This window comes from Streptomyces sp. CMB-StM0423 (assembly GCF_002847285.1).
GTDB lineage: Bacteria > Actinomycetota > Actinomycetes > Streptomycetales > Streptomycetaceae > Streptomyces.
In genome coordinates, this window is the sequence record NZ_CP025407.1 from 4,842,576 (window position 1) to 4,863,859 (window position 21,284).

Consider the following 21,284-nt stretch of genomic DNA (forward strand, 5'->3'; position numbering starts at 1 on the left):
GACGGTCCGGCCACACACCCGCAACAGGCGGGCCCCGGCCGGCCGCACAGTCCGGCCGGGGGGCACCGCCGGTCAGCGGAAGGTCGTGATCCGGAACGTCGCCAGCATGTCGGAGTAGCGCGGTTCGCCCGCCGACGACGGGTAGAAGGACGCCTCCGCGCCCACCCAGCCGTGGAAGTTCCCGTTGTCGTCGATGATCTGGAGCATCGGCTTCACATGCGAGTTGCCCGTGTAGCAGAACTCGTTCCGCTCCATGGCCAGGCACGTGCACCAGTGCCACAGCGAGTCCCGCCGGTCGTAGCTGGACATCTTCAGCAGGTGGTACTGGATCGAGGTGACGTCGGCCGTCGTCCCGCCCCCGTAGTTCGGGCAGCCGCCGGTCTTCTGGCACGCCGCCGTGGACGACGGCTGGACGTACGTCAGGCAGTGGGTCGCCGTCGTGCACATCCGGAACTGCCGGTGCTGGAAGGTTTGTCCGGTGCTCGTGCCGACCTTGTCCTTCGCCCACGAGGTGATGTCCTGCTTGAGCGTGCCGGGGAACGCCAGCACCGAGCTCATCGCCCTGCGGGTGGTGAACTCCGCGTTGCTGCCGTACGCGTAGCCGTGGGTGGCGAGGGTGTTGAAGCGGTAGTCGAGCCTGGCCAGCGTGCGGTCGGGGGTGAGCGTGACGGCCCACTGCTCCGACCACGCCTGGCCGATCTGCCAGGTGATGTGCACGAGTTGCACCCCGCTCGCGTCGGTGCGCGTCGTGTACGTGCCGGTGCGCGTCTCCGCGGGGGCGCCCTTGAAGCCGCCGGCCGTCAGGGTCTCGCACCGGCGGACGTGGGTCCGGGAGTCGTTCGCGTTGGTGGCGCAGGACAGGTCGGGGGTCGTGCCCGTCTTCTCGCGGGCGACAGGCGTCTTCTGGTTCCACAGGTACGTGCGGGCGGTGACCGTGCCGTTCGCGTCGAAGGCGTACGTGCCCAGCCGGGTCCAGTTCTCCCGGGAGCCGTCGCGCAGCGAGCCGAGGCTCACGACGAAGTTCTTCTTCCCGCCGGGGAGTTCGACGGCCGCGTTCGCGGGGGGCGCGATGCCGAGCAGGGCGAGCAACAGGCCGAGCGACAACGCGAGGGACCAACGTCTCATGGAGCGCTCCTCCACGGGTTCATGTTTCGGTCAATGCCGTAAGTAGACCGACCTTCACGCCCGCCGTCAATGACCCTACGGCCAAGTGGCGGACGCGAACAGAGTCTTGACGCCCGTTCAGGGCGCGGCGTATCACTTTCGGCTAGTGCCGTAATTCAGGCCCGGAACCGGAGGTGTCCCACACCATGCCGACGCGCCGCGCGTTTCTGGTGAGCACGACCGCAGCCCTGTCCGCCACCGCCCTGCCCGCGGGCCCCGCACTTGCCGGGACCCCCGGGGGCGCCGCGGCCCCGGGGCCCGACTCCCTCGGCGTCCCCCTCAAGGACGTGCTCCTGATCGGCGGACTCGTCGCGCCCGGCCCGGACGGCCGCCCGGCCTGCTGGAACGTCTCCAACGGCGATCCAGCCCACCTCAACGCCATCGACCCCGCCACCGGGGAGGTTTCCGTCTCCGCCGCGCTGCCCGGCGCCGACGGCGGCTGGACGGCCGCCGCCGCACCCGACGGCAGCGTGTACGCCGGCACCTGGGGCAGCGGCGGCCGGCTCTACCGCTGGCGCGGCGGCGACACCGCCGAGGACCTGGGCGTGCCCGTCCCCGGCGAGGACTTCATCTGGCGAGTCGCCGTCGACGCCGACGGCAAGGTGTGGGGCGGCGGTTCGCCCCAGGGCCACCTCTTCCGCTACGACCCGGACACCGGCGCCGTCGAGGACTTCGGCCGCCCGATCGCCGACCAGACGTACATCAAGAGCCTCGCCTGCGCCGGCGGCAAGGTCTACAGCGGCGCGTACTCCCAGGCCCGTATCGCCGAGTTCGACCCCGCCACCCGCACCTTCACCGAGCTGCGCAAGCCGCCCGGACTGCCGACCGCGGACAACCTGAGCGTCTACGACATCGACATCCACGACGGCCGCCTCTACGCCCGCATCGGCAGCGCCAACCCCGGCCCGCTGTTCGTCTACGACCTCGCCGCCCGCGCCTGGACCGACGAGATCCCCGGCGCGCACGGCCTCAACGTCTCCCCGCCCGACGCGGACGGCGGCGTCTACCTCATCCAGCAGAGCGAACTGCGCCGCTACGACCCGGCCACCCGGCAACTCACCGGCACCGGGCTCACCTTCAGCGGCCGGGTGCAGAACGCCCGCTCCATCGGCTGGGCCGAACTCGGCCTGCCCGACTACCCCGGGACCAGCCTCGTCGGCACGCTGTGGCGCGGCGCGATGTTCCGCTACAACCCGCGGACCGGCGCGTACGCCACCCTGGAGACGCAGGTCCGGCGGGACGAGCCGATCGAGATCCTCGCCCTCGGCGCCGGCGGCCGCGGCACGGTCTACGCCGGCGGGTTCCTCAACGGCGGCTTCGCCGCCGTCGGCACCCGCACCGGCACGCCGGACTTCCACTGCTTCTCGCAGATCGAGTCCCTGCTGCGGGGCAGCGACGGCTCGGTGTGGATCGGCACGTACCCCGAGGCGCGCCTCTACCGCTACGAGCCGGGCAGGACCTGGAGTTCGCCGGAGTACTCCCCGGGCCCGGACGGTGCTCCCGACAACCCCGAGCGCGCGTACACGCTCCAGGAACACCTCCAGATGCGGGCCAAGGCCCTGGTGGAGGTGCGCGGGAAGATCGTCATGGGCACCGTCCCGGACGGCGACCGGCTCGGCGGCGCGATCGCCGTGTACGACCCGGACAGCGGCGAGTTGGAGGTCCACCGGCACGTCGTCAGGGACGAGTCGGTCTTCTCGCTGGCCACCGCGGGCGGCGTCGTCTACGGCGGGTGCTCGGTCACCGGCGGCCTGGGCACCACGCCGCCGACGCGCGAGTCGGGCGCCGTGTTCGCCTGGCACCTACGCAGAAGGCGCAAGCTCTGGGAGCTGGTTCCGGTGCCGGGGGCGGCCACCGTCACCGCCGTGGCCATCGGCCCTGACCGCAAGCTCTGGGGCATCGCCGGAAACACGGTTTTCGCCGTCAGTCCGTACTCCCGGAAGGTCGTCCGGCGCATCCCGCTGGGCGCGGGCCGGGGCGGCGGCGATCTCGCCGTGCTGGGCAGGTATCTGTACGCGAGCATCGACGGCAACCGCGTCTACCGCGTCGATCCCTGGTCGCGGACGGCTCCGGTGCTGGTCGTCGAGCATGCGCACCGGCGGCTCGTGGCCCACTCCGACCGCCGGCTCTACTTCAGCAGCGGCGCCGGGCTGTACTCCGTCGACCCGCGGGACCGCGCCCCCGGCGACGGCGACGACTGACCCCGGCCGATCCCAATCCCCGCCCCTCGCACAGCCATTGACAGTCCCAAAGTAGATGATTATTTTCGGTCAAGGCCGAAACTAGACGGGCTCCACTGCATCCTGAGGCCCCCGGAGGCCCTTATGAACACCATGCTCAAGCGCGTCCGCATCCCCCTCGCCCTGCTCAGCCTCACCGCCCTCGCCGCCGCCTGCGGCGGCTCCGACGGCGGCTCCGGCTCGGTCTCCGACGAGGTGACCGTCTGGATGTACCCGGTGATCGGCGACCCCGAGGCCAACGCCGAGTACTGGGAGGGCCTGGAGAAGGCGTACGAGAAGGAGTACCCGGACGCGTCGCTCACCATCGAGCAGCAGCCCTGGGACAACCGCGACGAGAAGCTGGCCACCGCGTTCAGCGGCGGCAAGGGCCCCGACGTCGTGGTCCTGCAACCGGACCAGATACCCCAGTACCTCGCCAACGGCGCCCTCGCCCCCGTCGACGGTGCGATCAAGGACTACGCGGACAAGTTCCTGCCGGCCGCCCTGGACGCGCTCAGCGACGACGGCAAGGCGTACGGCGCCCCGATCTACCACACCATCACGACGACGCTCTACAACAAGAAGCTCCTCGACCGGGCCGGCATCGAGGAACCCCCCGCCACCTGGGCCGACATCGAGGCCGCCGCGCCCAGGCTGAAGGCCGAGGGCCTGGCCACGCTGGACTACTCCGCCAGCAACGAGGCCACCCTGAACCTCAACTTCTACCCGCTGCTCTGGCAGGCCGGCGGGAAGATATTCAGCGAGGACGGCGAGAGCGTCGCGTTCAACGATGACAAGGGCGTCGCCGCGCTCACCTTTCTCACCGACCTCTACGAGCAGGGCGCCATCCCCAAGACGGCGATGACCAACGTCAACGTCGTCGCCGACCAGGCGCTCGGCAAGCAGCAGGCCGCCATGGGCTTCACCAACTCCGGCATCGACTTCGGCGTCGCCGAGGAGGCGTGGGGCAAGGAGAACGTCATCGTCGGCGCCCCGCTCACCGGCGAGAAGCAGGCCGCCTTCGGCGTCCCCGGCGCGCTCGGCATCAACGCCCAGGGCAACATCGCGGGCGCCGAGCAGTTCATCACCTTCATGACCCGGCCGGAGCAGATCGAGAGCCTCGGCAAGGCGGCCGGCTTCCTCTCGCCGCGCACCGACGTCACCGTGCCCTCCGACAGCCCGTACGTCGAGAAGCTCCAGGACGCCCTGTCCGTCGTCGTCCCCGGCGAGTCCAGCCCCATCGCCCGCCAGCTCATGGGCATCCTCGCGCCGGAGATCCAGGCGGCGATGACCGGCAAGAAGTCCCCGCAGGAGGCGCTCGACGCGGCGGCCGGGCAGGCCGACGACCTGCTGGCCAGGCAGCGGTAGCCGCCGAATGCGGAAGATTGCGCCGCTGCGCCGGCACGACGCGCGCGCGGGGCTGCTGTTCGTGGCCCCGATGCTCCTCCTGTTCACGGTGTTCCGCTTCGGCCCGGTCGTCGGCGCGGGGTTCCTGTCGCTGACCGACTACCGGCTCAACGGCGAATGGGAGTTCATCGGGGCCGAGAACTACTCCCGGCTGGTCGACGACGACCTGTTCTGGGAGAGCCTCGGCGTCACCGCCATGTACACCGCCGTCTACGTCCCGCTGACGGTCGGCGTCGCCCTCGGCACCGCGATGCTGCTGCACCGCACGGTCTGGATGCGCGGCTTCTTCCGCGGGGTGTTCTTCCTGCCGTACGTCACCAGCATCGTGCTGGCCGCCGTCGTCTGGAAGTGGATCTACGAGATCGAGGACGGCCTGCTCAACTCCGCCCTCGGCGCCCTGTCCTTCGGCACCGTCGACTTCCTCGGCAGCGACACGCTCGTGCTGCCGTCGATCGCGGCGGCCTCGGCCTGGAAGGGCTTCGGCTACTCGATGCTCATCCTGCTGGCCGGCCTCCAGTCCATACCCAGGGCCGTCACGGAGGCCGCGACCATCGACGGCGCCGGCGGCTGGCAGCGCTTCCGGCACATCACGCTGCCGATGCTGCGGCCGGTGCTGTTCTTCGTGCTCGTCATCGAGGCCATCCAGGCGTTCCAGGTCTTCGACCAGATGTACGTCATGACGGCGGGCGGCCCGGTCCGCTCCAGCTACAGCCTCGTCTACCTCCTCTACGACACCGGCTTCAAGTACTTCGACTTCGGCTACGCCAGCGCGCTGGGACTCGTGCTCTTCGTGGTCGTACTGGTCTTCTCGCTGATCCAGCGGTGGTTGATCGGGAGGGACGACTGATGGCTGTGCTCACCCGCGACAACGCGCCCCCGGACACCGGCGGCGGCAAGGGCAAGGGCAGCGGCAGAGGGCGGGGCAAGGGCCGTACGCCCGGGGCGCCGCGGCCCGACCGGGGCCCCGCGCGGCTCACGCTGCCGACGCTGCTGGTGCTGGTCGCGTTCGTGACCGTCACGCCGTTCGCGGTGATGGTGCTCGTCGCCTTCGCCCCGCACAGCGGCAAGACCCTGCCGGGCGCGTTCGACGTCACCAAGGCGACGCCGGCGAACTTCGACGACGTCCTGGGCAGCTCCGACATCCTGCGCTGGGCGCTGAACTCGACGGTCTACTCCGTCGTCTCCGTCGTGCTGATCCTGCTCTTCGCCTCCATGGCCGGCTACGCCTTCGCCAAGAAGCGCTTCCCCGGCCGGGAGATCATGTTCTGGTCGTTCCTGGCCACCCTGATGGTGCCGTTCCAGGCCACGCTCATCCCGTACTACATCCTCATCTCCGAGATGAACGGCGTGGACACGTACTGGGGCCTGATCGTCCCGACCCTCGCCAACTCCCAGGCCGTGTTCCTGATGCGGCAGTTCATCATGCAGTTGCCGGACGAGCTGTTCGAGGCCGCGAAGATCGACGGCGCCTCGGAGTGGCGGATCTACACCACGATCGTCATCCCGCTGATCCGGCCGATCATGGCGACGCTCGGTGTGTTCGTCTTCCTCTGGCACTGGAACGACTTCCTGTGGCCGCTGGTCATCGCCCAGTCCGGGGACATGCACACGCTGACCGTGGGCCTCGCCACGCTCGACGGCGAGAACGTGACGATCAACCAGGTGATGGCCGGGGCGACGATCACCGTCGTGCCGTGCCTGCTCGTCTTCGGACTGCTCCAGCGGTATCTGACGGACAGCATCGCGACGACGGGGCTGAAGTCGTGAGGGTCGTCGACGTCAACCGGATCCTCGGGCCCGTACCGCACGACGACGTGCCGGGCCGCGACGCCGCCGGGCTGCGCGGCGAACTGGACCGGCTGCGCATCGACGAGGCATGGGTGGTGCACTCCCACGCGGTCTACGGCGACCCGCTGACCGTGCCGCCGGTCGAGGAGGACCGGCTGCTGGCGGTGCCGGCGGTGATCCCCGGGCCGCTCGGCACGGGGGAGCTGCCGCCGGTGCCGGTGGTACGGCTCTACCCGGCCGCGCACCGCTTCTCCCTCGGCGACGACGGCAGCGACCACCACGACGACGGCGCCCGGCTGCTCCGGCTGCTCGGCGAGCGGCGCACCGTGACCCTGGTCGACTGGGAGCAGCTCGACGCCGCCGGCCGGCGCCGCCTCTCCCGCCGTCCCGGCATGCCGCCGCTCGTCCTGACCGGCACCGGCTACCGCAGCCTGCGCGAGCTGGCCGGCCTGCTGGCCCGCTGCGAGCACCTGCACGTCGACACCTCCACGCTCTGCGGCCACCGGCAGGTGGAGTGGGCCGCCGAGCGCTTCGGGGCGCACCGGGTGCTGTTCGGCACCGGCTCGCCGCTCACCGACGACGCCGGGCCGCGGTTCCAGCTCGACCACCTCGACCTGCCGGCGGCGGACGTCGCGCGGATCGCCGCGGGCAACGCGGACCGGCTGCTGCGGGAGGCGGGCGGAGCGCACGCAGCAGGGGAACGCGGATCGCGTACGGGCGGATCGCCTACGGGACGATCGCGTACCGGCGGGCGGGAGGCGGGCGGATGAACGTCATCGACGCGCACGCCCACCTCGGCCGCTGGTTCAACTTCGCGATCCCCGACGGCTCCGCCGAGAGCCTGCTCGCCGTCATGGACCGCTGCGGCGTCGCCCAGGCGTGCGTCTCCCACCTGCTGGCCGTCGGCCCCGACGCCCGCGCCGGCAACGCGCTCCTCGTCGCCGACCTGGCCCGGTACCCCGGCCGCCTCCTCGGCTACGCCGTCTACCAGCCGCACGACCCGGAAGCCGGCGCCCGGCTGCGCGACCTGCTCGACGTCCCCGGCATGGCGGGCGTCAAGCTCCACCCCGACGTGCACGAAGCCGAGCTGGACGCGCCCGCGTACGCCGAGGCGTTCGAGATCGCGGCGGAGCGCGGCGTGCCCGTGCTCTCCCACGGCCAGTACGGCTCGCCCTGGTCCGACCCCGCCCGCTTCGCCGCGGTCGGCCCGCGCTATCCGGCGCTGCCCGTCCTCATGGGCCACGCGGGACTGTGGCCCGAGGGCTTCGCCGCGGCCGCACGCGCCGCCGCCGCGGCCCCGAACCTCGTGCTGGAGACGTGCGGTTCGCGGATGACCGCGCGGCACCTCGTCCGGCTGGTACGGGAAGTGGGCGCCGAGCGCATCGCGTTCGGCTCGGACGCCGTCTTCCTCGACCTGCGGGTCGGGCTCGGCCGCGTACGGCTGGCGGAGCTCTCCGAGGCGGACCGCGCGCAGATTCTCTACGGAACGATGAAAGGGCTCTTGTGACGTCGTCGCCTGTACGCACCGCACCCTGGCCCGAGTGGCCGCCGCCCGCCACCGACGAGCAGCGCAAGGCGCTGCTGGCCGTGCTCGACAGCGGCAGGTGGGGCGCGACCAACGGTCCCGAGGTGGAGGAGTTCGCCGCCGCGTTCGCGACGATGACGGGCGCGCCGTACGCGGTGTGCACCGTCAACAACACCGTGGGGCTCTTCCTCGCCCTGCGCGCGGTGGGCGTCGGGCCGGGCGACGAAGTGATCGTTCCGGCGTACACCTTCGTCGCCAGCGCCTCCGCGGTGGTACTGGCGGGCGCCGTGCCGGTGTTCGCCGACGTGGACCCCGACACGCTGCTGGTCGACCCCGAGGCGGTCGCCGCCCTCGTCGGGCCGCGGACCAGGGCCGTCATGACCGTCCACATCTCCGGGGCGATCGCCGACGCCGGCACGCCCGGGGTGCCGGTGGTCGAGGACGCCGCGCAGGCGCACGGCGCGGTGCGCGGCGGGCGGGCGGCGGGCACGCTGGGCGACGCGGGCTGCTTCAGCTTCCAGGCGAGCAAGGCCATGACGGCGGGCGAGGGCGGCGTCATCGTCACCGGCGACCGCGCGACGTACGAGCGGCTGTGGTCCCTGCACAACGTCGGGCGGAGGCTCGACGGCGGCTGGTACGAACACCCCGCGCTGGGCTGGAACCTGCGGATGACCGGCTTCCAGGCCGCCGTACTCCGGCCGCAGCTCGCCCGGCTGCCCGCCCAGATCGACCGGCGGACCCGCTCCGCCGCGGTGCTCGCGGCGGCGCTGGCTGACGTCGAGGGCCTGTCGGTACGCCCGGCGCCCCCGGACACCGAGCGGCACACCTGGCACCTGGCGCTGCTGCGGTACGACGCGGCGGCGTTCGGGGGCCGGACGAAGGACGAGTTCATCGCCGCGATGGCGGCGGAGGGCATCCCGCTCGACGCCGGCTACCGGGCACTGTCGGTGGAGCCGTCCCTCGCCGGCTACGCCCGGCCGTGCCCGGTGGCGGAGGGGGAGGCGGAGGCGACGGTGTGGGTGCGGCAGCACCTGCTGATGGCGGACGACGACGCGATGGGGGACATCGCGCGGGCGGCGCGGAAGGTGCGGGACGCGTGCACGCGCGTGTCGGGCTGAGCGGTGTGAGCGGTGTGAGCCGCGGGCCGGCCTGACCGGAATCCGGCGGTGGGGACCGGCCTTGGGGGCCGGCCCCCACCGCCTTCGCCGTGCGCCGGGTCAGCAGACCCGGTAGGTGTAGAACTGCCGAGGTCGGCGAAGCCGCACTGGGCGGGGGCGGGCGGGGTGAACGCGGGTGTGTCGGGGGCGGTTTCGGCGTGGGCCGGTAGGGCGAGGGTCACCACGAGCAGGCACGCGGCCGTGAGGGCGCGACGCATGGGACCTCCAACGGGAGTGATTTACGGCCCTGACCGTAAATGGCGGGGGAGGGGACGGCAATACGTCGGGCGGCGCGGAGCTGGGGGGTCGGTCTGGGGGCTGGGCGGGGGCCGCCGTGGCCGTCGAGGCATGCCGGCGGTCGACGCGTCCCGGCTCACCGGCTGCCGCGGCCGGTCGGGTCTCGCCCCCCGGGGGGTGGTCGGCTAGCCCTCCAGCCGCCGGAGTACGTCGCCGAACCCCTCGATGGCCCGGAGCGCGTCGGCCTGCGGCATGCCCGGCGGCTGGACGCGCAGGATGACGCCGTCCGCGCCCATCGTGGCGTACCGGCCGAGGCCGTCCACGCACTGCTCCGGGGAGCCGACGACGCTGCGCGCGGCGATGTCGTCCCACTCCTGCGCGTACCGGCCCGCGTCCATCGACGTGCGCTTCCAGGACCCGTACGCGTCGTACAGCCCGCGCAGCGGCTCCTCCAGCGCCTTGCGGGCCTGGAGGGAGGTGGGGGCGCAGTGGCCCTCGCGGCAGACGAGGACGTCGGCGCCGAGGGTGCCGGGGCCGCGCTCGTACGAGAGGTACTCGGCGATCTTCACGGGGAGTTCGGCGTCGGTCTCGTTGAAGGAGGTCGTCCAGCCGTCGCACATCCGCGCCGTGCGCGCAAGCGCGGCCGGCACCCGGCCGCCGTTCCAGAGGCGCGGGCGGGGGCGCTGGGCGGGGCGGGGGGAGAGGAAGGCGTCGGTGACGGAGGCGAAGCGCCCCTCGTACGTGACCGACTCCTCGGTCCACAGCCGGGTGACCAGCTCCACGCACTCCTCGAAGCGCGCGACCTTCTCGCGCGGCGGGATGCCGTACAGCGCGAACTCCTCGGGGCGGTAGCCGAGGACGAGGCCGGCGGTGACCCGGCCGCCGGAGAGGACGTCGAGGTGGGCGAGGGTCTCGGCGAGCCACACGGGCTGGTAGACGGGGGCGATGAGGCCGGCGGTGGCGAGGCCGATGCGCTCGGTGTGCGCGGCGAGCCAGGTCAGGGAGGTCAGCGCTTCGTGGTAACCGGGACGGTGCAGGTGGCGCTCGCCGAGCACCACCCAGTCGAAGCCCGCCTGCTCGGCGAGCCGGGCCTGCTCGACGGCGTCCGCGAGGGCGGGGCGGTCGTCCTTGCCGGTGAAGAGGTTGACGTAGAGGCCGAGTCGCATGGCCGGACTCCTATCCCTTTACGGTCTGGGCCGTAAAGGTTAGCGTGTGGTCCGTGGTTGCCAAAGGGGTTCCGGAACACGTGGTGGACAGGGCCGACGAGTTGCTTGAGCAACTGCGCGGGACGGTGCTCCCGGCGGTGCTGACGCCGATGGACGAGCGGGGGGTGGTCGACCTCGGCGTGCTCCGTGACTACGCGGCGAGGCTCGACGCGGCGCCGGTCGGCGGGTTCGCGGTCTGGGCCCACACGGGCCGGGGCCTGTACCTGTCGGAGGCCGACCGCGTGGCGGTGCTGCGCACGTGGCGGGAGGCGACGGACAAGCCGCTGGTCGCGGGCGCGGGGGTCCCCCGGGATGTCGCGCCGGGCGCGACGGTGGCGGAGGCGGAGGCGGCGGTCGAGGCGATGGCGGTGACGGCGGCGGGACTGGGCGCGGACGCGGTGATGGTGTACCCGCTGAGCGCGCTGGCCGGCCACGCCGATGGCCACGCGCGGGCAGTGCGGCTGCACGAGCGGGTGGCGGAGGCGAGCGGGCTGCCGGTGCTGGGGTTCTTCCTGCACGGCGAGGCCGGCGGGTACGAGTACCCGCCGGCGTTGATCCGCGACCTGCTGGCGTTGCCGGGAGCGCTGGGGGTCAAACTGGCCACGCTGGACCGGGCGATGGCCTGCCAGGACGCGATCCGCGCGGCGCAGGCCACGGACGGCCTGGTCGTCACGGGCGAGGACAGGATGTTCGGCCCGAGCCTGATGTGGGGCGCGGACACGGCACTGGTCGGCATCGCGGCGGCCCGGGCGGAGTTGACGACGGCGGTACTCGACGCGTGGCGGAGGGGGGACGCGGCGGAGTTCGTGCGGGCATCGGGCCGGCTGGACCGCTTCGCGGAGGCGGCGTTCTACGCCCCGATCGAGGGGTACGTGCAGCGGATGCACTGGGCGGCGGTGTGGGAGGGGCTGGTGCCGGAGGGGTGGGGGCACGACCCGTATGGGGTGGGGGTTGGCGTGGGGGAGCGGGAGCGGGTTATGGGGTGTTTGGAGGAGCTGGGGAGGGAGTTGGGGGCGGAGGGCTGAGGGGGCGGGCTTGATGTGCGGTCGGACGGCGGGTGGTTTTGCCTCGGGGCCTTTGGCAGGAGGCGCGGGGTCCTGCGGGGTTCTGTTGTCTGGTCGGACGACGGCCGCCTTGCCCCGGTCCGTCTGGGCCGGAGGCCCGGTCAGACCACGTACGCCTTCGCCCCTGGTCAATCTGTGCCACAGGCCCGGCCCCTGCCGGGGAGTCGGAGCACGGACGCCTGTGCCCTCGTCTGTCTGGGCCGCAGGAGCGGCCCTTCCGGGCCGGAGACTGGGAGGCACCTCCGCACGCCCGGGGTGCGGCCAAGGTGTCCCCGCATGCCCGCATGCCCGCATGCCCGCATGCCCGTGCCCGCTTGCACGCCCAAGTCGTACGCGGCTGGATCTCCCTTGGCGCCCGCGCGTTCGCCTGGGGTCCGGTCTCGCTCTGGTGCCTGCGCGTAGGCCCGCGGACCTGATTTTCCCCGCGCCCGCCCGCCCGCTGGGGCCCGATCCCGCTCTCGCGCCTGCCCGGTTCGCCCCGGACTCGATATCCCTCGTGCCGGCCCGCTTGTCCGGGGGCCTGATCTCGCTCTCGTGCCGGCCCGCTTGTCCGGGGGCCTGATCTCGCTCTCGTGCCGGCCCGCTTGTCCGGGGGCCTGATCTCGCTCTCGTGCCGGCCCGTTCGCCCGGGGCCTGATCTCGCTCCCGTGCCGGCCCGGTTCGCCCGCGGACCCATCTCCCCTCACGCCCACCCAAGGGTATGCGCCTGCTCTGACAGCACGGGGGTAGTAGGGCGTTGAGCTGGTACGTCGTGGCCGTGTGGGGCGGGTGCGGGGGGTGCGGCGTCGGGGTGGCGGTGGTGCGTGGGGTGGGCCGGTGTGCGGGGGTGTCGGTGAGGGGAGTGGCCGTGTCGTAAAGGCTCCCCCCGGGCCACCCCGCTGTTGAGTGTGCGGGCCTGCGTCCGGTGTCAAGGGCGCCCCTTCCGCTTCGCTCCAGGGACGTCGCTTCGCGATGGGGCTTCGCCCCACCCCTGACACCGGACTCCGGCCCGAAAGACCGGCGGCTATGGGTGGCCCGGAGGGAGCGGGCACCCTAACACTGCACTACGAAGGCGGAGCCCCGCCGACGGGGGCCGGGCCGCCCGGCGCCGGGCCCTCCCCGCTCGCCGAGATCCCGGCCGACGCGGGAAGACGGAGACGGCCGGGCCCGATCGCCCATGCCCCCGCCGGACCGGGGCCGCGCCGCCGGACGCCGGGTCTTCCCCGAGCGCCGAGGTGCCCCCCCGCGGCCGCGGACCCACGGAGCCGGGCCGCCCCCATCCCCGATGCCCCCGCCGGACCGGGGCGGAAGCCGGCGATGGCTGCGCTCCGTCGCGGATGTGCCCCGGCGGACGGGGGCGGGCCCGCAGATCCGGGCTTTCGCCGCTCGCTGATGTTCCCGGCGGGCGTTGGCGGCTGCCGGAGGCGGGTTGGGCCTGGTCGGCGATGCCTCCGGGGGCGGGGTCCGACCCGTGCCTGGGGTTGCCGTCTTCTGTCGCGTCACCTCCCGTCGGCCGGCTGTGCGAAGTTCGGTCTCAACTCGGGGGCATACCCCTCGATTCGGGGTGAATTGGGCGTCCGATATCGACTTTCGCCCCTCCAGGCACGCTCCCGGGTGGCCGTTCTCCTTTCGTGAGTCTCGCCGAGACGAAAGCGCGGTAACTCGGACTCAAAATCGGGGCAAAACGCCCGTGCGGTGCGACTTTCGCCCGTCCGTGCGTACTTGCCGGGCCCTGGAGCCTCGGCTGCCTGTCCGGGCCATCCCGAACGGGCCTTGGTGGTACGAAGTCGCCGTCGCGCCCCCTGCGAATCGGTGCAAAACGGCCATCCGTGCTGATTTTTGCCCCCCCGCCGCGCGCGTGCGCGCTGTGGTTCCCGGGGCCGTCCCCGGCGCTCCCGGTGCTTGGGTGGAGGGATTCGGGGTATCCGCCGGTAACATCCCCGGTTCCGGGGCGAATCGGCCCCCCGGGGGTCTGCTTTTGCCCCCCTGCGCGCGTTCGGCCGACCCCCACCGGCGCCCGTCGCGTCGCCTGCCCCCTGCGCCCCCCGCCACCCCCCTCCTTCGGCCACCGCCGAAACACCTCCCCCCGCTTTCCCCCGTCCCCCCACACTCCTGCCACAGCCCGGCGCCGCCCGTTCGGACCGACCATGCGGCGGCGCCGGGTCTTCGACCAGCACGACCAGCACGACCAGCACGGCCGGGCGACCCGGCACCACGGGGGAACAGGGGGCGTACATGCGTATGCGTTCGTACGGGACGAGGGGTGCTGCCGCGTACGCGACGGCGTCCAGAGTCGCCCTCTGCGCCCTCCTCCTCGCCGCCGCCACCGCCTGCGGCGTCGCCGGCGGCGCCCAAGGCGGCGACCGTCCCGCGAAGCCTCCCCGCACCGCCACCCCCCCCCCCCCCCCCCCCCCCGCGAACTCGCCCTCCTCGACCAGGCCCAGGAGACCCTCGTCGACCGGTGCATGGACCGCAGCGGCTTCGAATACCACCCCGCGGCCCCCGTCACCGCCGACGAGCGGCGCGACTTCCCGTACGTCGTGGACGACCCCGCGTGGGCCCGCGAGTACGGCTACGGCGGCGCGCTCGACCGGCGGTCCGTACGCGAGCGGAAGGGCAACCCCAACGCCGCGTACCTCCGCGCCCTCTCCCCCGACCGCCAACGCGCCTACGGCACCGCCCTCTACGGCGACCCCGCCACGGCCATCGAGGTCACCGTCCCGACCGGCCTGGACATCCGCAGGTCCCGCACCGGCTGCCTCGCCGAGGCGGACGGCACGCTCTACGGCGATCTCCGCGAATGGTTCCGCGTCGACAACGTCGCCGCCAACCTCCCCGACCACACCGCCGAACTGCACCGCGCGCCCGAGTACCGCGCCGCCGTCGCGAAGTGGGCCGCCTGCATGGCCGGCCGCGGCCACCCCTACGAGAGCCCCGACGACATCCAGCGCCGCCTGCCCGCGCTCACGAAGGGCGCGGGCCCGGACGAGGCCCACGCCGTCGAGGTCGAACTCGCGACGGCCGAGGCCGAGTGCGCGCGCAGTACGCCGCTGCCGGAGACCGTCGACCGCCTGACCCGCCGGCTCGCGCGGCCCGACCGCGCGCAGTACGCCGCGGAGATCGAGGGTCGCGACCGGATGCGGCTCCTGGCACTGGAACAGGCCCGCGCCCGGGAACTGCTGCCTCGCTGACACCCATCGCCCCGTATCGGCCTGTACCACCAGGAAAGGGAGATCACCCATGCGCACGTACAAGCTCGTTCTGGCCGCCGCGGCCGCCCTCGCCTCCGCCGGGGCCCTGGTCCCGGCCACCAACGCCGCCGCGGACTCCGCGGACTCCGCGGTCCGGGCGACCGCGGGCACCGAGGTCCGCGACGTCTCGGCGCAGGACCTCGACTGCGAGGACACCGCGGAAAGGTACGCGAACTCCGGCACGGTCAACATGTACGACCGCCGCCAATGCAAGGGCCCGGCCCTGTGCAAGGACTACGACAACGACAGCCACTACGGCCGCGGCGGGCAGTGCAAGGGCGGCGACAACAACGACACCAGCTCCGCCGTCAACCTGGGCTGGAACACCCGCAACGACGGCGTGTACTTCTACTCGGGCTACTACAAGAGCAGCGGTGAGCGCACCCTGATCGGCTGCCTCAAGCGCGGCCACAGTTGGGGCCAGCTCGACTGGGCCGACGCCGACAACGCGGTCTCGTCCCACCAGTGGGGCCAGTGCTGAGGGTCCGTACCCGGCAGTCCGCACGGACCCCCGCCCGCGTCCGGCCGAGCACTACGGCCGGACGCGCGCGGCCCGCGTCGGTCGTTCCGCCTATGCCTCGCAGATCTCCGGCGCCCGCTCCTTGATCCCCAGCAGGTCGAAGTAGTTCTGCCCGAGTGCGATCCGCCGGAACGCCTCGTCCCCCATCGCCTTGTTGATCCGGCTGGTCACCTCCAGCTCCTCCTTGTAGACCCCGAAGCTCTTGTCCCGCGACGCGACGAAGTCCGTCCCCGGGATCGCCTGTTCCGGATACGCGTCGAACAGCGCCGCGTACTTCGCCCGCACCCCCGGCTTGCCGAAGTACATGTCCTCCAGCACCCGCCAGCTCAGGTCGAGCGTGAGGTTCGGGTAGCGCTCCAGGAGCCGCTTCATGATGGCGATGTGCTCGTCCGGGTCCATGGTCGACAGCTCCTTGGAGAGCCCCATGTGCGCCCAGACGATCTTGTTGTGCGGATAGAGCCGCAGCACGCGCTCCATCAGGTGCAGATACTGCGTCGGGTCCTGGTCGTTGCCGAGGTCGGAGTGGATGGTGATCGGCATGTCGCGCCGGCGCAGCTCGTCCATGAACGGCGCCCACCCGGTGATGTCCGCCTCGTCCGCGGGCTCGTGCTTGTTGGGCAGGAGGGCCTGTTTGATGAGGTTGACCTCGCCCATCCACCGGAACATCCCCGGGAACTCCTCGTCGAGCTGCCGCATCCCGCCCCTCACGGTCTCGGGGTGGGCGAGGTCCGGGTACGTCATGGACAGGGCCAGGTCGACGTCCTCCTGCTTGTGCTCCACGACGTTCTCGGCGTTGACGAAGTCGTTCTTGATGCTGGGGAGCACGGGCGTGCCGGGGCAGTCCAGGTAGTACGTGCAGGGGGAGTCCACCGGGAGCTTCTGCCCGATGCCGAAGACGCCGGCGTGCCGTACGCCGGTGCGCTTGAGGTAGCCGACCACCTCGCGGAACGGGACGGCCTCGCCCCCGAAGGGGCGGAAGTGCAGGTGCCCGTCGACGACCGAGGTGTACGGCTCGGTGCGGCGGTCGAAGCAGTCCTCCTCGGCCGCGGAGGCGGCGGACCCGGCGGTGGGTCCGAGGACGACGGCGGCGGCGAGCCAGGTCGTGGCGATGACGGCGGTCCTGCGACTCACGTACGGCACGCGGATCCCCTTCGGCGGTGGAGCGAGTGGAGTGAAGACGAAGGGATTGTGTGATCGCCGGGAGGTGAGCGGGAGGCCGCCCCGCCGCGTGGCCGGGCAGATGACCGTAACGGGCTACGCGCGCGGGGCGGGCGGTGCGGGTGGGGCGTACGTACGGGGCCGTGCCGTACGTACGCGCGGGGCCGCGGGCGGGCACGGCCGCGGGGTGCGGCGGGCCTGCCGCGGGGGCCCGTACGGTACGCGGCCGGGCGACCCGATCCGCACCCCGAACCGGCCCCACCCGCCGGCCGCCGCCCTCCTCACACCCGCGCCACCGCGTCCGCCAGGCCCCGCCCCGCGCCCCGCGCGGCCCGGAGCGCCTCCTCGTGCTCCCGCGCGGCGTCCTCGCGCAGCGCCTCCATGCCGGGGGTGCTGGCCGCCAGCGTCAACTCGCGCTCGATCACGGTGAGATCGGCCTGCCACATGTCGACCAGGACCCGCCGCAGATACGGCGTCGAGTGGTCCCAGCCCGCCCGGGGCGCGCCCGGCTGGTAGCCGCCGCCCTTGCTGGTGACCAGCACGGTGGGCTTCTCCTTGAGCACCGGGGTGGCGGCCCCGGCGGCGTTGATGACGAGGTCGGCCCAGACCTTGAAGTGCTGGGAGACGCCGTAGTTGTAGAGCGGGACGGCGAGCAGGACGGCGTCGGCGCCGTCCAGTTCCGCGGCGAGCTCGGCGGCCAGCTCCATGGCCCGGAGCTGCGCGGGGGTGCGCTCGGGGGCCGGCGTGAAGCCGGCGGTGGTGGCCAGCGCCCAGGCGTCGGCGGGGAGCGGGGCGGTGCCGAGGTGGCGGCGCTCCACCGGAGCGTCGGGGTGGGTCTGGGCCCATGCGGCCTGGACGGTGTCGGCTATCTCGGCTGAGGCGGAGGCGCCGGGGAGGATGCTGGCGTCGATGCGGAAGAGCTTCATAGGGGTTGATCTCCGTATGCAGGGGGTTGCGCGGGTTGCGCAGGACTCGCGATCCAGCATAAGCGGACTTTACCCCGCTTATATTCCTGACGATACGGTGGCGACCGTGGACGGTGACCTGATCCCCCTGGGGCGACCCCGCGCGGAGCGCGCGGACGCGGCGCGAAACCGCAGGCTGCTGCTGGATACGGCCCGCCGGATGATCGCCGAGGCGGGCGCCGAGAACGTGACGATGGACGGCCTCGCGGAGCAGGCCGGGGTGGGGAAGGGCACGGTCTACCGCCGCTTCCGTACGCGGGCGGGGATCTTCGTCGCGCTCCTGGACGAGGAGGAACGCGGCTTCCAGCAGCGCGTGCTCTCCGGTCCGCCGCCGCTGGGCCCGGGGGGCGACCCGGTGGACCGGCTGATCGCGTACGGCCAGGGGCGCATCACGTTCCTGCTCGACCACCACGCGGTGGCGCGCGCGGCGCTGGGCCAGAACCGGCCCGTGCCGGTGGCGGTCCCGGGGCTGACACGGATGCACATCCGCCTGCTGCTGGAACAGTCAGGCGTGGCCGCGGACCACCTCGACGCCCTGACCCTGCAACTGTCCGCGGCCCTGGAGGGCCCGGTGCTGCTCTACGTCGCGACGCCCGCGCAGGAGGAGGCGGAGGCGACCCGCTATCTCCAGGCGCTGGCGGAGGGCTGGAAGATCCTGGTCACGAGGGTCTGCCGCCCCTGAGCGGCGCCACCCGGAGGGGCCCGCCGGTCAGTACGTGAGGGTGAGGTCGATGTCGGTCTCGTACGGGAGCGAGAGCTTCAGACGGTCGGTGTGAATTCCCGTGAGCATGTAGTTCCGGGTGGCTTCATCCAACTGAAAGACGTGCACGACTGCTTGCTCGCGCTTGTTCTCGACCCGCCAGAAGTGCTGGATTCCCGCCTTCGCGTACTTCAGCGGCTTGGTCTCCCGGTCCCGGTCGAGGGATTCGGGCAAGACGACCTCGACGGCGAGGAGCACGTCCTCGGCCTGGAAGCTGGTCTGCGCAAGTGTGGTCGCCGCGTCCCTCCGGACCACGATGAGGTCGGGCTCGGGCCGCTGCTGCTGGCTGATCACGACCGTCATCTCGCGTAGCACCGCCAGGTCGTCCGGGACTGTGCGCAGAAGACTGTTCTCCAGCATGCGAATGGTCACGCTGTGGAAAATGGTCTGCGGCGTCATGAAAACGAGGCTCCCGTCGATCAGCTCCGTGTGTGGAGGCAGGTCGGGGAGCGTGTCCAGGTCGTCGGCCGTATAGCCGCCGGACGGCGGCATCGGCCATGCCGGGGTCGTGTGCTCCGGCTTCTTCGGTGCCACGCTCATAGCAGGTGCTCCCATACGACGGATCCTCGCCCGTACGACCAGCGTACCCACCGGGAACGCCGGTCTTGCCCCTCGAACGAGTGGCCGACCTTCGTCGCCTTGACGGCAAAGGGGGCGCCGGTCCCGCCGACCGGCGCCCCCGCCCCGGGCCGCCCCCCCTCGGGCTTGCCCCCGGCCCCCCTCGGGCCGCCCCTCCACCGGCCCGGGGCGGGCCGGCGGAGGGGTGTCAGATGCCGCGGGACGTCAGGATGCGATCGGCCGCGTTCACCGAGTCGACCAGCGGGTGCAGGGTCACGGCCCGGAGGGCCTTGGCGCGGCTGCCCGTGTCCGCCGCCGCGATCGTGGAACGCTCCACGTCCTTCAGCGTGAGCATCAGGCCCAACTGGTCCGCCGCCGCCGGGCGCGTCGGGATCGGGTGGGCGCCCTGGGCGTCCACGCGGCACGGGACCTCGATGACCGCCTCCGCGTCCAGCCCCGGGATCGTGCCGCGGTTGGGGACATTGAGGATCAGGGTGGCGTGCTCGTCGCGGGAGATGGCGCGCATCAGCGCCAGCGCCACCCGGTCGTAGCCGCCGCCGTCCAGGTCGCACGTGTCGCGCTGCCAGCCGCCGGTGCTCTCCCGGCTCTCCGCCATGTACGTCGCCTCGCGCTCCTTGCGCGTGCGCTCCCAGACCGCCGCCGCCTCGCCCGGGTCGGCGGCCGCCGCGGCGTAGAACGCCGCCTGCTGCTCGCGCAGGAACTCGCCGCGGGTCGCGGGCGCGTCGCGCAGGGCGGCGATGGCCTCGCGGTTGAAGTAGTAGTAGTGCAGGTACTCGTTGGGCAGCGAGCCCAGCGCCTGCAGCCACTCGGCGCCGAAGAGCTTGCCCTCCTCGAAGGACTCCAGCGTCGCCGTGTCGGCGAGCAGCTCCGGGAGCCGGTCCTCGCCGTCGACGAGGATGCGGCGCAGCCAGCCGAGGTGGTTGAGGCCCACGTAGTCGAGTTCGGTGCGCTCCGGGTCGACGCCCAGGGCGCGGGCGGCGCGGCGGGCCATGCCGACGGGGGAGTCGCAGATGCCGATGACGCGGTCGCCGAGGAGGCGCTGCATGGCCTCGGTGACCATGCCGGCGGGGTTGGTGAAGTTGATGACCCAGGCGTTCGGGGCGACGGCCGCGACCCGCTCGGCGATGTGCATGGCGGCGGGTACGGAGCGCAGCCCGTACAGGACGCCGCCGGCGCCGACGGTCTCCTGGCCGAGCAACCCCTCGGTCAGCGCGGCGCGTTCGTCGCGGCTGCGGCCTTCGAGGCCGCCGGCGCGGATGGCGGAGAAGACGAAGTCCGTGTCGCGCAGGGCGTCGTCGAGGTCGGTGGTGGTACGGACCGCCGGCGGCCGGGCGCCTCTGGCTTCCCCGTCCGCCGCGTGCTGCGCGAGGACGGCGCCGATGGCTTCCAGGCGCCGCGGCTCCGTGTCGTAGAGGACGAGTTCGGTGCACCGCCCCGACTCGTCGCCGCTGTCTTCGAGCAGGGCCCGGAACACCAGCGGCACGCGGAACCCGCCGCCGCCCAGCACTGTCAGCCTCATACCGTGATTACCTCCACACCGGCCTCGCCGAAGGCGGCGAGGGTCACCGGGTCCGATGACGTGTTCGTGATGAGCATGTGCACGTCCTCGGGGCCGCAGATGCGGACGAGCCCCGAGTCGCCGGGGAACTTGCCCGCGCTGGCGAGCAGCACCACCTGCCGTGACGCCTTGATCATGGCGCGCTTGACGGGGACCTCGACGTGGGTGCTGTCCAGCACGCTGCCGTCGGGGAGGATCCCGCTGGCGCCGAGGAAGAGGCGGCCGACGTAGAGCTCACGGAGGTTGGACTCGGTGAGTACGCCGACGACCGAGCGGTAGTTCCGCCGGACCTCGCCGCCGAGCAGTATCAGGGTGACCGCGTGGTCGTCGCGCAGTTCCTCGTAGACCGCGAGATTGCTGGTGACGATCGTCACAGGGCGGCCGCGCAGCCGCTGGGCCAGGGCCAGCGTGGTGGTGCCGATGTCGAGCAGCACCACGTCGCCGTCCTCGATCAGCTCGGCGGCGCGGGTGGCGACCGACTCCCGTCCGCCGGGGTCGTCGTCCGCGACCTCGGCGAAGGGTCTCTCGTCGTCTGCGCGGGCTGCCACGGCGCCGCCGTAGACCCGGGTGAGGCGGCCGGCGCGGCCGAGTTCCGTGAGGTCGCGGCGGGCCGTGGCCTCGCTGACGCCGAGCCGCTTGGCGATGTCCCGGACGGGCAGCACGCCCTCGTCGCCGAGGATGCTGAGCAGCTTCTCGTGGCGCGTCTCTCGCAGCATGGACCGCAATGTACTCCACGTGAGCGAGTTTG

General features: G+C 72.6%; 18 protein-coding genes. 11 read left to right on the forward strand and 7 right to left on the reverse strand.

Going from position 1 to position 21,284, the window contains the following annotated elements; translation table 11 throughout:
- Window positions 1-72: 72 nt before the first annotated feature.
- On the reverse strand, window positions 73-1,125 hold the full coding sequence (locus CXR04_RS21170) for a hypothetical protein (RefSeq protein ID WP_159072371.1): 1,053 nt from the start codon (window positions 1,123-1,125) through the stop codon (window positions 73-75).
- Between the two features lie 185 nt (window positions 1,126-1,310).
- Here CXR04_RS21170 and CXR04_RS21175 point away from each other — a divergent pair, with 185 nt between their 5' ends.
- The 7 genes from CXR04_RS21175 (at window position 1,311) to CXR04_RS21205 (ending at window position 9,221) form a co-directional block, all read left to right on the forward strand.
- Window positions 1,311-3,365 carry a WD40 repeat domain-containing protein gene (locus tag CXR04_RS21175; protein WP_101426509.1) on the forward strand — a complete coding sequence of 685 codons (2,055 nt, stop codon included), beginning with the start codon at window positions 1,311-1,313 and terminating at the stop codon, window positions 3,363-3,365.
- A 123-nt stretch (window positions 3,366-3,488) separates the two neighbouring features.
- Complete coding sequence (locus CXR04_RS21180) at window positions 3,489-4,751, forward strand: extracellular solute-binding protein (RefSeq protein ID WP_101423902.1); 1,263 nt, start codon at window positions 3,489-3,491, stop codon at window positions 4,749-4,751.
- Window positions 4,752-4,758: 7 nt separating this feature from the next.
- Complete coding sequence (locus CXR04_RS21185; protein WP_101423903.1) at window positions 4,759-5,637, forward strand: carbohydrate ABC transporter permease; 879 nt, start codon at window positions 4,759-4,761, stop codon at window positions 5,635-5,637.
- On the forward strand, window positions 5,637-6,557 hold the full coding sequence (locus CXR04_RS21190; protein ID WP_101423904.1) for a carbohydrate ABC transporter permease: 921 nt from the start codon (window positions 5,637-5,639) through the stop codon (window positions 6,555-6,557). Before CXR04_RS21185 ends, CXR04_RS21190 begins: the two co-directional genes overlap by 1 nt.
- Window positions 6,554-7,348 carry an amidohydrolase family protein gene (locus tag CXR04_RS21195; RefSeq protein WP_101423905.1) on the forward strand — a complete coding sequence of 265 codons (795 nt, stop codon included), beginning with the start codon at window positions 6,554-6,556 and terminating at the stop codon, window positions 7,346-7,348. The genes CXR04_RS21190 and CXR04_RS21195 overlap by 4 nt, the downstream gene beginning before the upstream one ends.
- Window positions 7,345-8,085, forward strand: coding sequence for an amidohydrolase family protein (locus CXR04_RS21200; RefSeq protein WP_101423906.1), 741 nt, complete (start codon window positions 7,345-7,347; stop codon window positions 8,083-8,085). The genes CXR04_RS21195 and CXR04_RS21200 overlap by 4 nt, the downstream gene beginning before the upstream one ends.
- Window positions 8,082-9,221, forward strand: a complete 1,140-nt coding sequence (locus tag CXR04_RS21205) for a DegT/DnrJ/EryC1/StrS family aminotransferase (protein ID WP_101423907.1) — start codon at window positions 8,082-8,084, stop codon at window positions 9,219-9,221. Before CXR04_RS21200 ends, CXR04_RS21205 begins: the two co-directional genes overlap by 4 nt.
- A gap of 461 nt (window positions 9,222-9,682) precedes the next feature.
- Here CXR04_RS21205 and CXR04_RS21210 read toward each other — a convergent pair whose 3' ends face one another.
- The gene (locus tag CXR04_RS21210) at window positions 9,683-10,663 is read right to left on the reverse strand and encodes an LLM class flavin-dependent oxidoreductase (protein WP_101423908.1); all 981 of its coding nucleotides are present in this window, start codon (window positions 10,661-10,663) and stop codon (window positions 9,683-9,685) included.
- Window positions 10,664-10,716: 53 nt separating this feature from the next.
- On the opposite strand from CXR04_RS21210, the gene CXR04_RS21215 reads away from it, so the two are divergent.
- The 3 genes from CXR04_RS21215 to CXR04_RS21225 all read left to right on the forward strand — a co-directional run bounded on the left by CXR04_RS21215 (window position 10,717) and on the right by CXR04_RS21225 (window position 15,477).
- On the forward strand, window positions 10,717-11,727 hold the full coding sequence (locus CXR04_RS21215; RefSeq protein WP_234380384.1) for a dihydrodipicolinate synthase family protein: 1,011 nt from the start codon (window positions 10,717-10,719) through the stop codon (window positions 11,725-11,727).
- Window positions 11,728-14,210: 2,483 nt separating this feature from the next.
- Complete coding sequence (locus CXR04_RS21220; protein WP_234380386.1) at window positions 14,211-14,936, forward strand: hypothetical protein; 726 nt, start codon at window positions 14,211-14,213, stop codon at window positions 14,934-14,936.
- 49 nt (window positions 14,937-14,985) lie between these two features.
- Window positions 14,986-15,477 (forward strand): hypothetical protein, encoded by a 492-nt coding sequence (locus tag CXR04_RS21225; protein WP_101423910.1) that lies wholly within the window; start codon window positions 14,986-14,988, stop codon window positions 15,475-15,477.
- 90 nt (window positions 15,478-15,567) lie between these two features.
- On the opposite strand, the gene CXR04_RS21230 is transcribed toward CXR04_RS21225, so the two are convergent.
- Entirely contained in the window at window positions 15,568-16,656 is a 1,089-nt protein-coding gene (locus tag CXR04_RS21230) for an amidohydrolase family protein (protein WP_101423911.1), read from the reverse strand.
- A 299-nt stretch (window positions 16,657-16,955) separates the two neighbouring features.
- Window positions 16,956-17,600 (reverse strand): FMN-dependent NADH-azoreductase, encoded by a 645-nt coding sequence (locus CXR04_RS21235; protein ID WP_101423912.1) that lies wholly within the window; start codon window positions 17,598-17,600, stop codon window positions 16,956-16,958.
- 97 nt (window positions 17,601-17,697) lie between these two features.
- On the opposite strand from CXR04_RS21235, the gene CXR04_RS21240 reads away from it, so the two are divergent.
- Entirely contained in the window at window positions 17,698-18,321 is a 624-nt protein-coding gene (locus CXR04_RS21240) for a TetR/AcrR family transcriptional regulator (RefSeq protein WP_101423913.1), read from the forward strand.
- A 27-nt stretch (window positions 18,322-18,348) separates the two neighbouring features.
- On the opposite strand, the gene CXR04_RS21245 is transcribed toward CXR04_RS21240, so the two are convergent.
- The 3 genes from CXR04_RS21245 to CXR04_RS21255 all read right to left on the reverse strand — a co-directional run bounded on the left by CXR04_RS21245 (window position 18,349) and on the right by CXR04_RS21255 (window position 21,252).
- Window positions 18,349-18,939 carry a Uma2 family endonuclease gene (locus CXR04_RS21245; protein ID WP_101423914.1) on the reverse strand — a complete coding sequence of 197 codons (591 nt, stop codon included), beginning with the start codon at window positions 18,937-18,939 and terminating at the stop codon, window positions 18,349-18,351.
- Between the two features lie 226 nt (window positions 18,940-19,165).
- Window positions 19,166-20,497 carry a 6-phospho-beta-glucosidase gene (locus CXR04_RS21250; RefSeq protein WP_199850500.1) on the reverse strand — a complete coding sequence of 444 codons (1,332 nt, stop codon included), beginning with the start codon at window positions 20,495-20,497 and terminating at the stop codon, window positions 19,166-19,168.
- Window positions 20,494-21,252 carry a DeoR/GlpR family DNA-binding transcription regulator gene (locus CXR04_RS21255; protein ID WP_101423916.1) on the reverse strand — a complete coding sequence of 253 codons (759 nt, stop codon included), beginning with the start codon at window positions 21,250-21,252 and terminating at the stop codon, window positions 20,494-20,496. Before CXR04_RS21255 ends, CXR04_RS21250 begins: the two co-directional genes overlap by 4 nt.
- Between the last annotated feature and the right edge of the window lie 32 nt (window positions 21,253-21,284).

Coding starts and splice junctions, on each gene's coding strand:
- CXR04_RS21185 (WP_101423903.1), top strand. CDS start 4,759: ATGCGGAAGATTGCGCCGCTGCGCCGGCACGACGCGCGCGCGGGGCTG.
- CXR04_RS21235 (WP_101423912.1), bottom strand. CDS start 17,600: ATGAAGCTCTTCCGCATCGACGCCAGCATCCTCCCCGGCGCCTCCGCC.
- CXR04_RS21200 (WP_101423906.1), top strand. CDS start 7,345: ATGAACGTCATCGACGCGCACGCCCACCTCGGCCGCTGGTTCAACTTC.
- CXR04_RS21180 (WP_101423902.1), top strand. CDS start 3,489: ATGAACACCATGCTCAAGCGCGTCCGCATCCCCCTCGCCCTGCTCAGC.
- CXR04_RS21210 (WP_101423908.1), bottom strand. CDS start 10,663: ATGCGACTCGGCCTCTACGTCAACCTCTTCACCGGCAAGGACGACCGC.
- CXR04_RS21190 (WP_101423904.1), top strand. CDS start 5,637: ATGGCTGTGCTCACCCGCGACAACGCGCCCCCGGACACCGGCGGCGGC.
- CXR04_RS21170 (WP_159072371.1), bottom strand. CDS start 1,125: ATGAGACGTTGGTCCCTCGCGTTGTCGCTCGGCCTGTTGCTCGCCCTG.
- CXR04_RS21255 (WP_101423916.1), bottom strand. CDS start 21,252: ATGCTGCGAGAGACGCGCCACGAGAAGCTGCTCAGCATCCTCGGCGAC.
- CXR04_RS21250 (WP_199850500.1), bottom strand. CDS start 20,497: ATGAGGCTGACAGTGCTGGGCGGCGGCGGGTTCCGCGTGCCGCTGGTG.
- CXR04_RS21245 (WP_101423914.1), bottom strand. CDS start 18,939: ATGAGCGTGGCACCGAAGAAGCCGGAGCACACGACCCCGGCATGGCCG.
- CXR04_RS21220 (WP_234380386.1), top strand. CDS start 14,211: ATGGACCGCAGCGGCTTCGAATACCACCCCGCGGCCCCCGTCACCGCC.
- CXR04_RS21225 (WP_101423910.1), top strand. CDS start 14,986: ATGCGCACGTACAAGCTCGTTCTGGCCGCCGCGGCCGCCCTCGCCTCC.
- CXR04_RS21175 (WP_101426509.1), top strand. CDS start 1,311: ATGCCGACGCGCCGCGCGTTTCTGGTGAGCACGACCGCAGCCCTGTCC.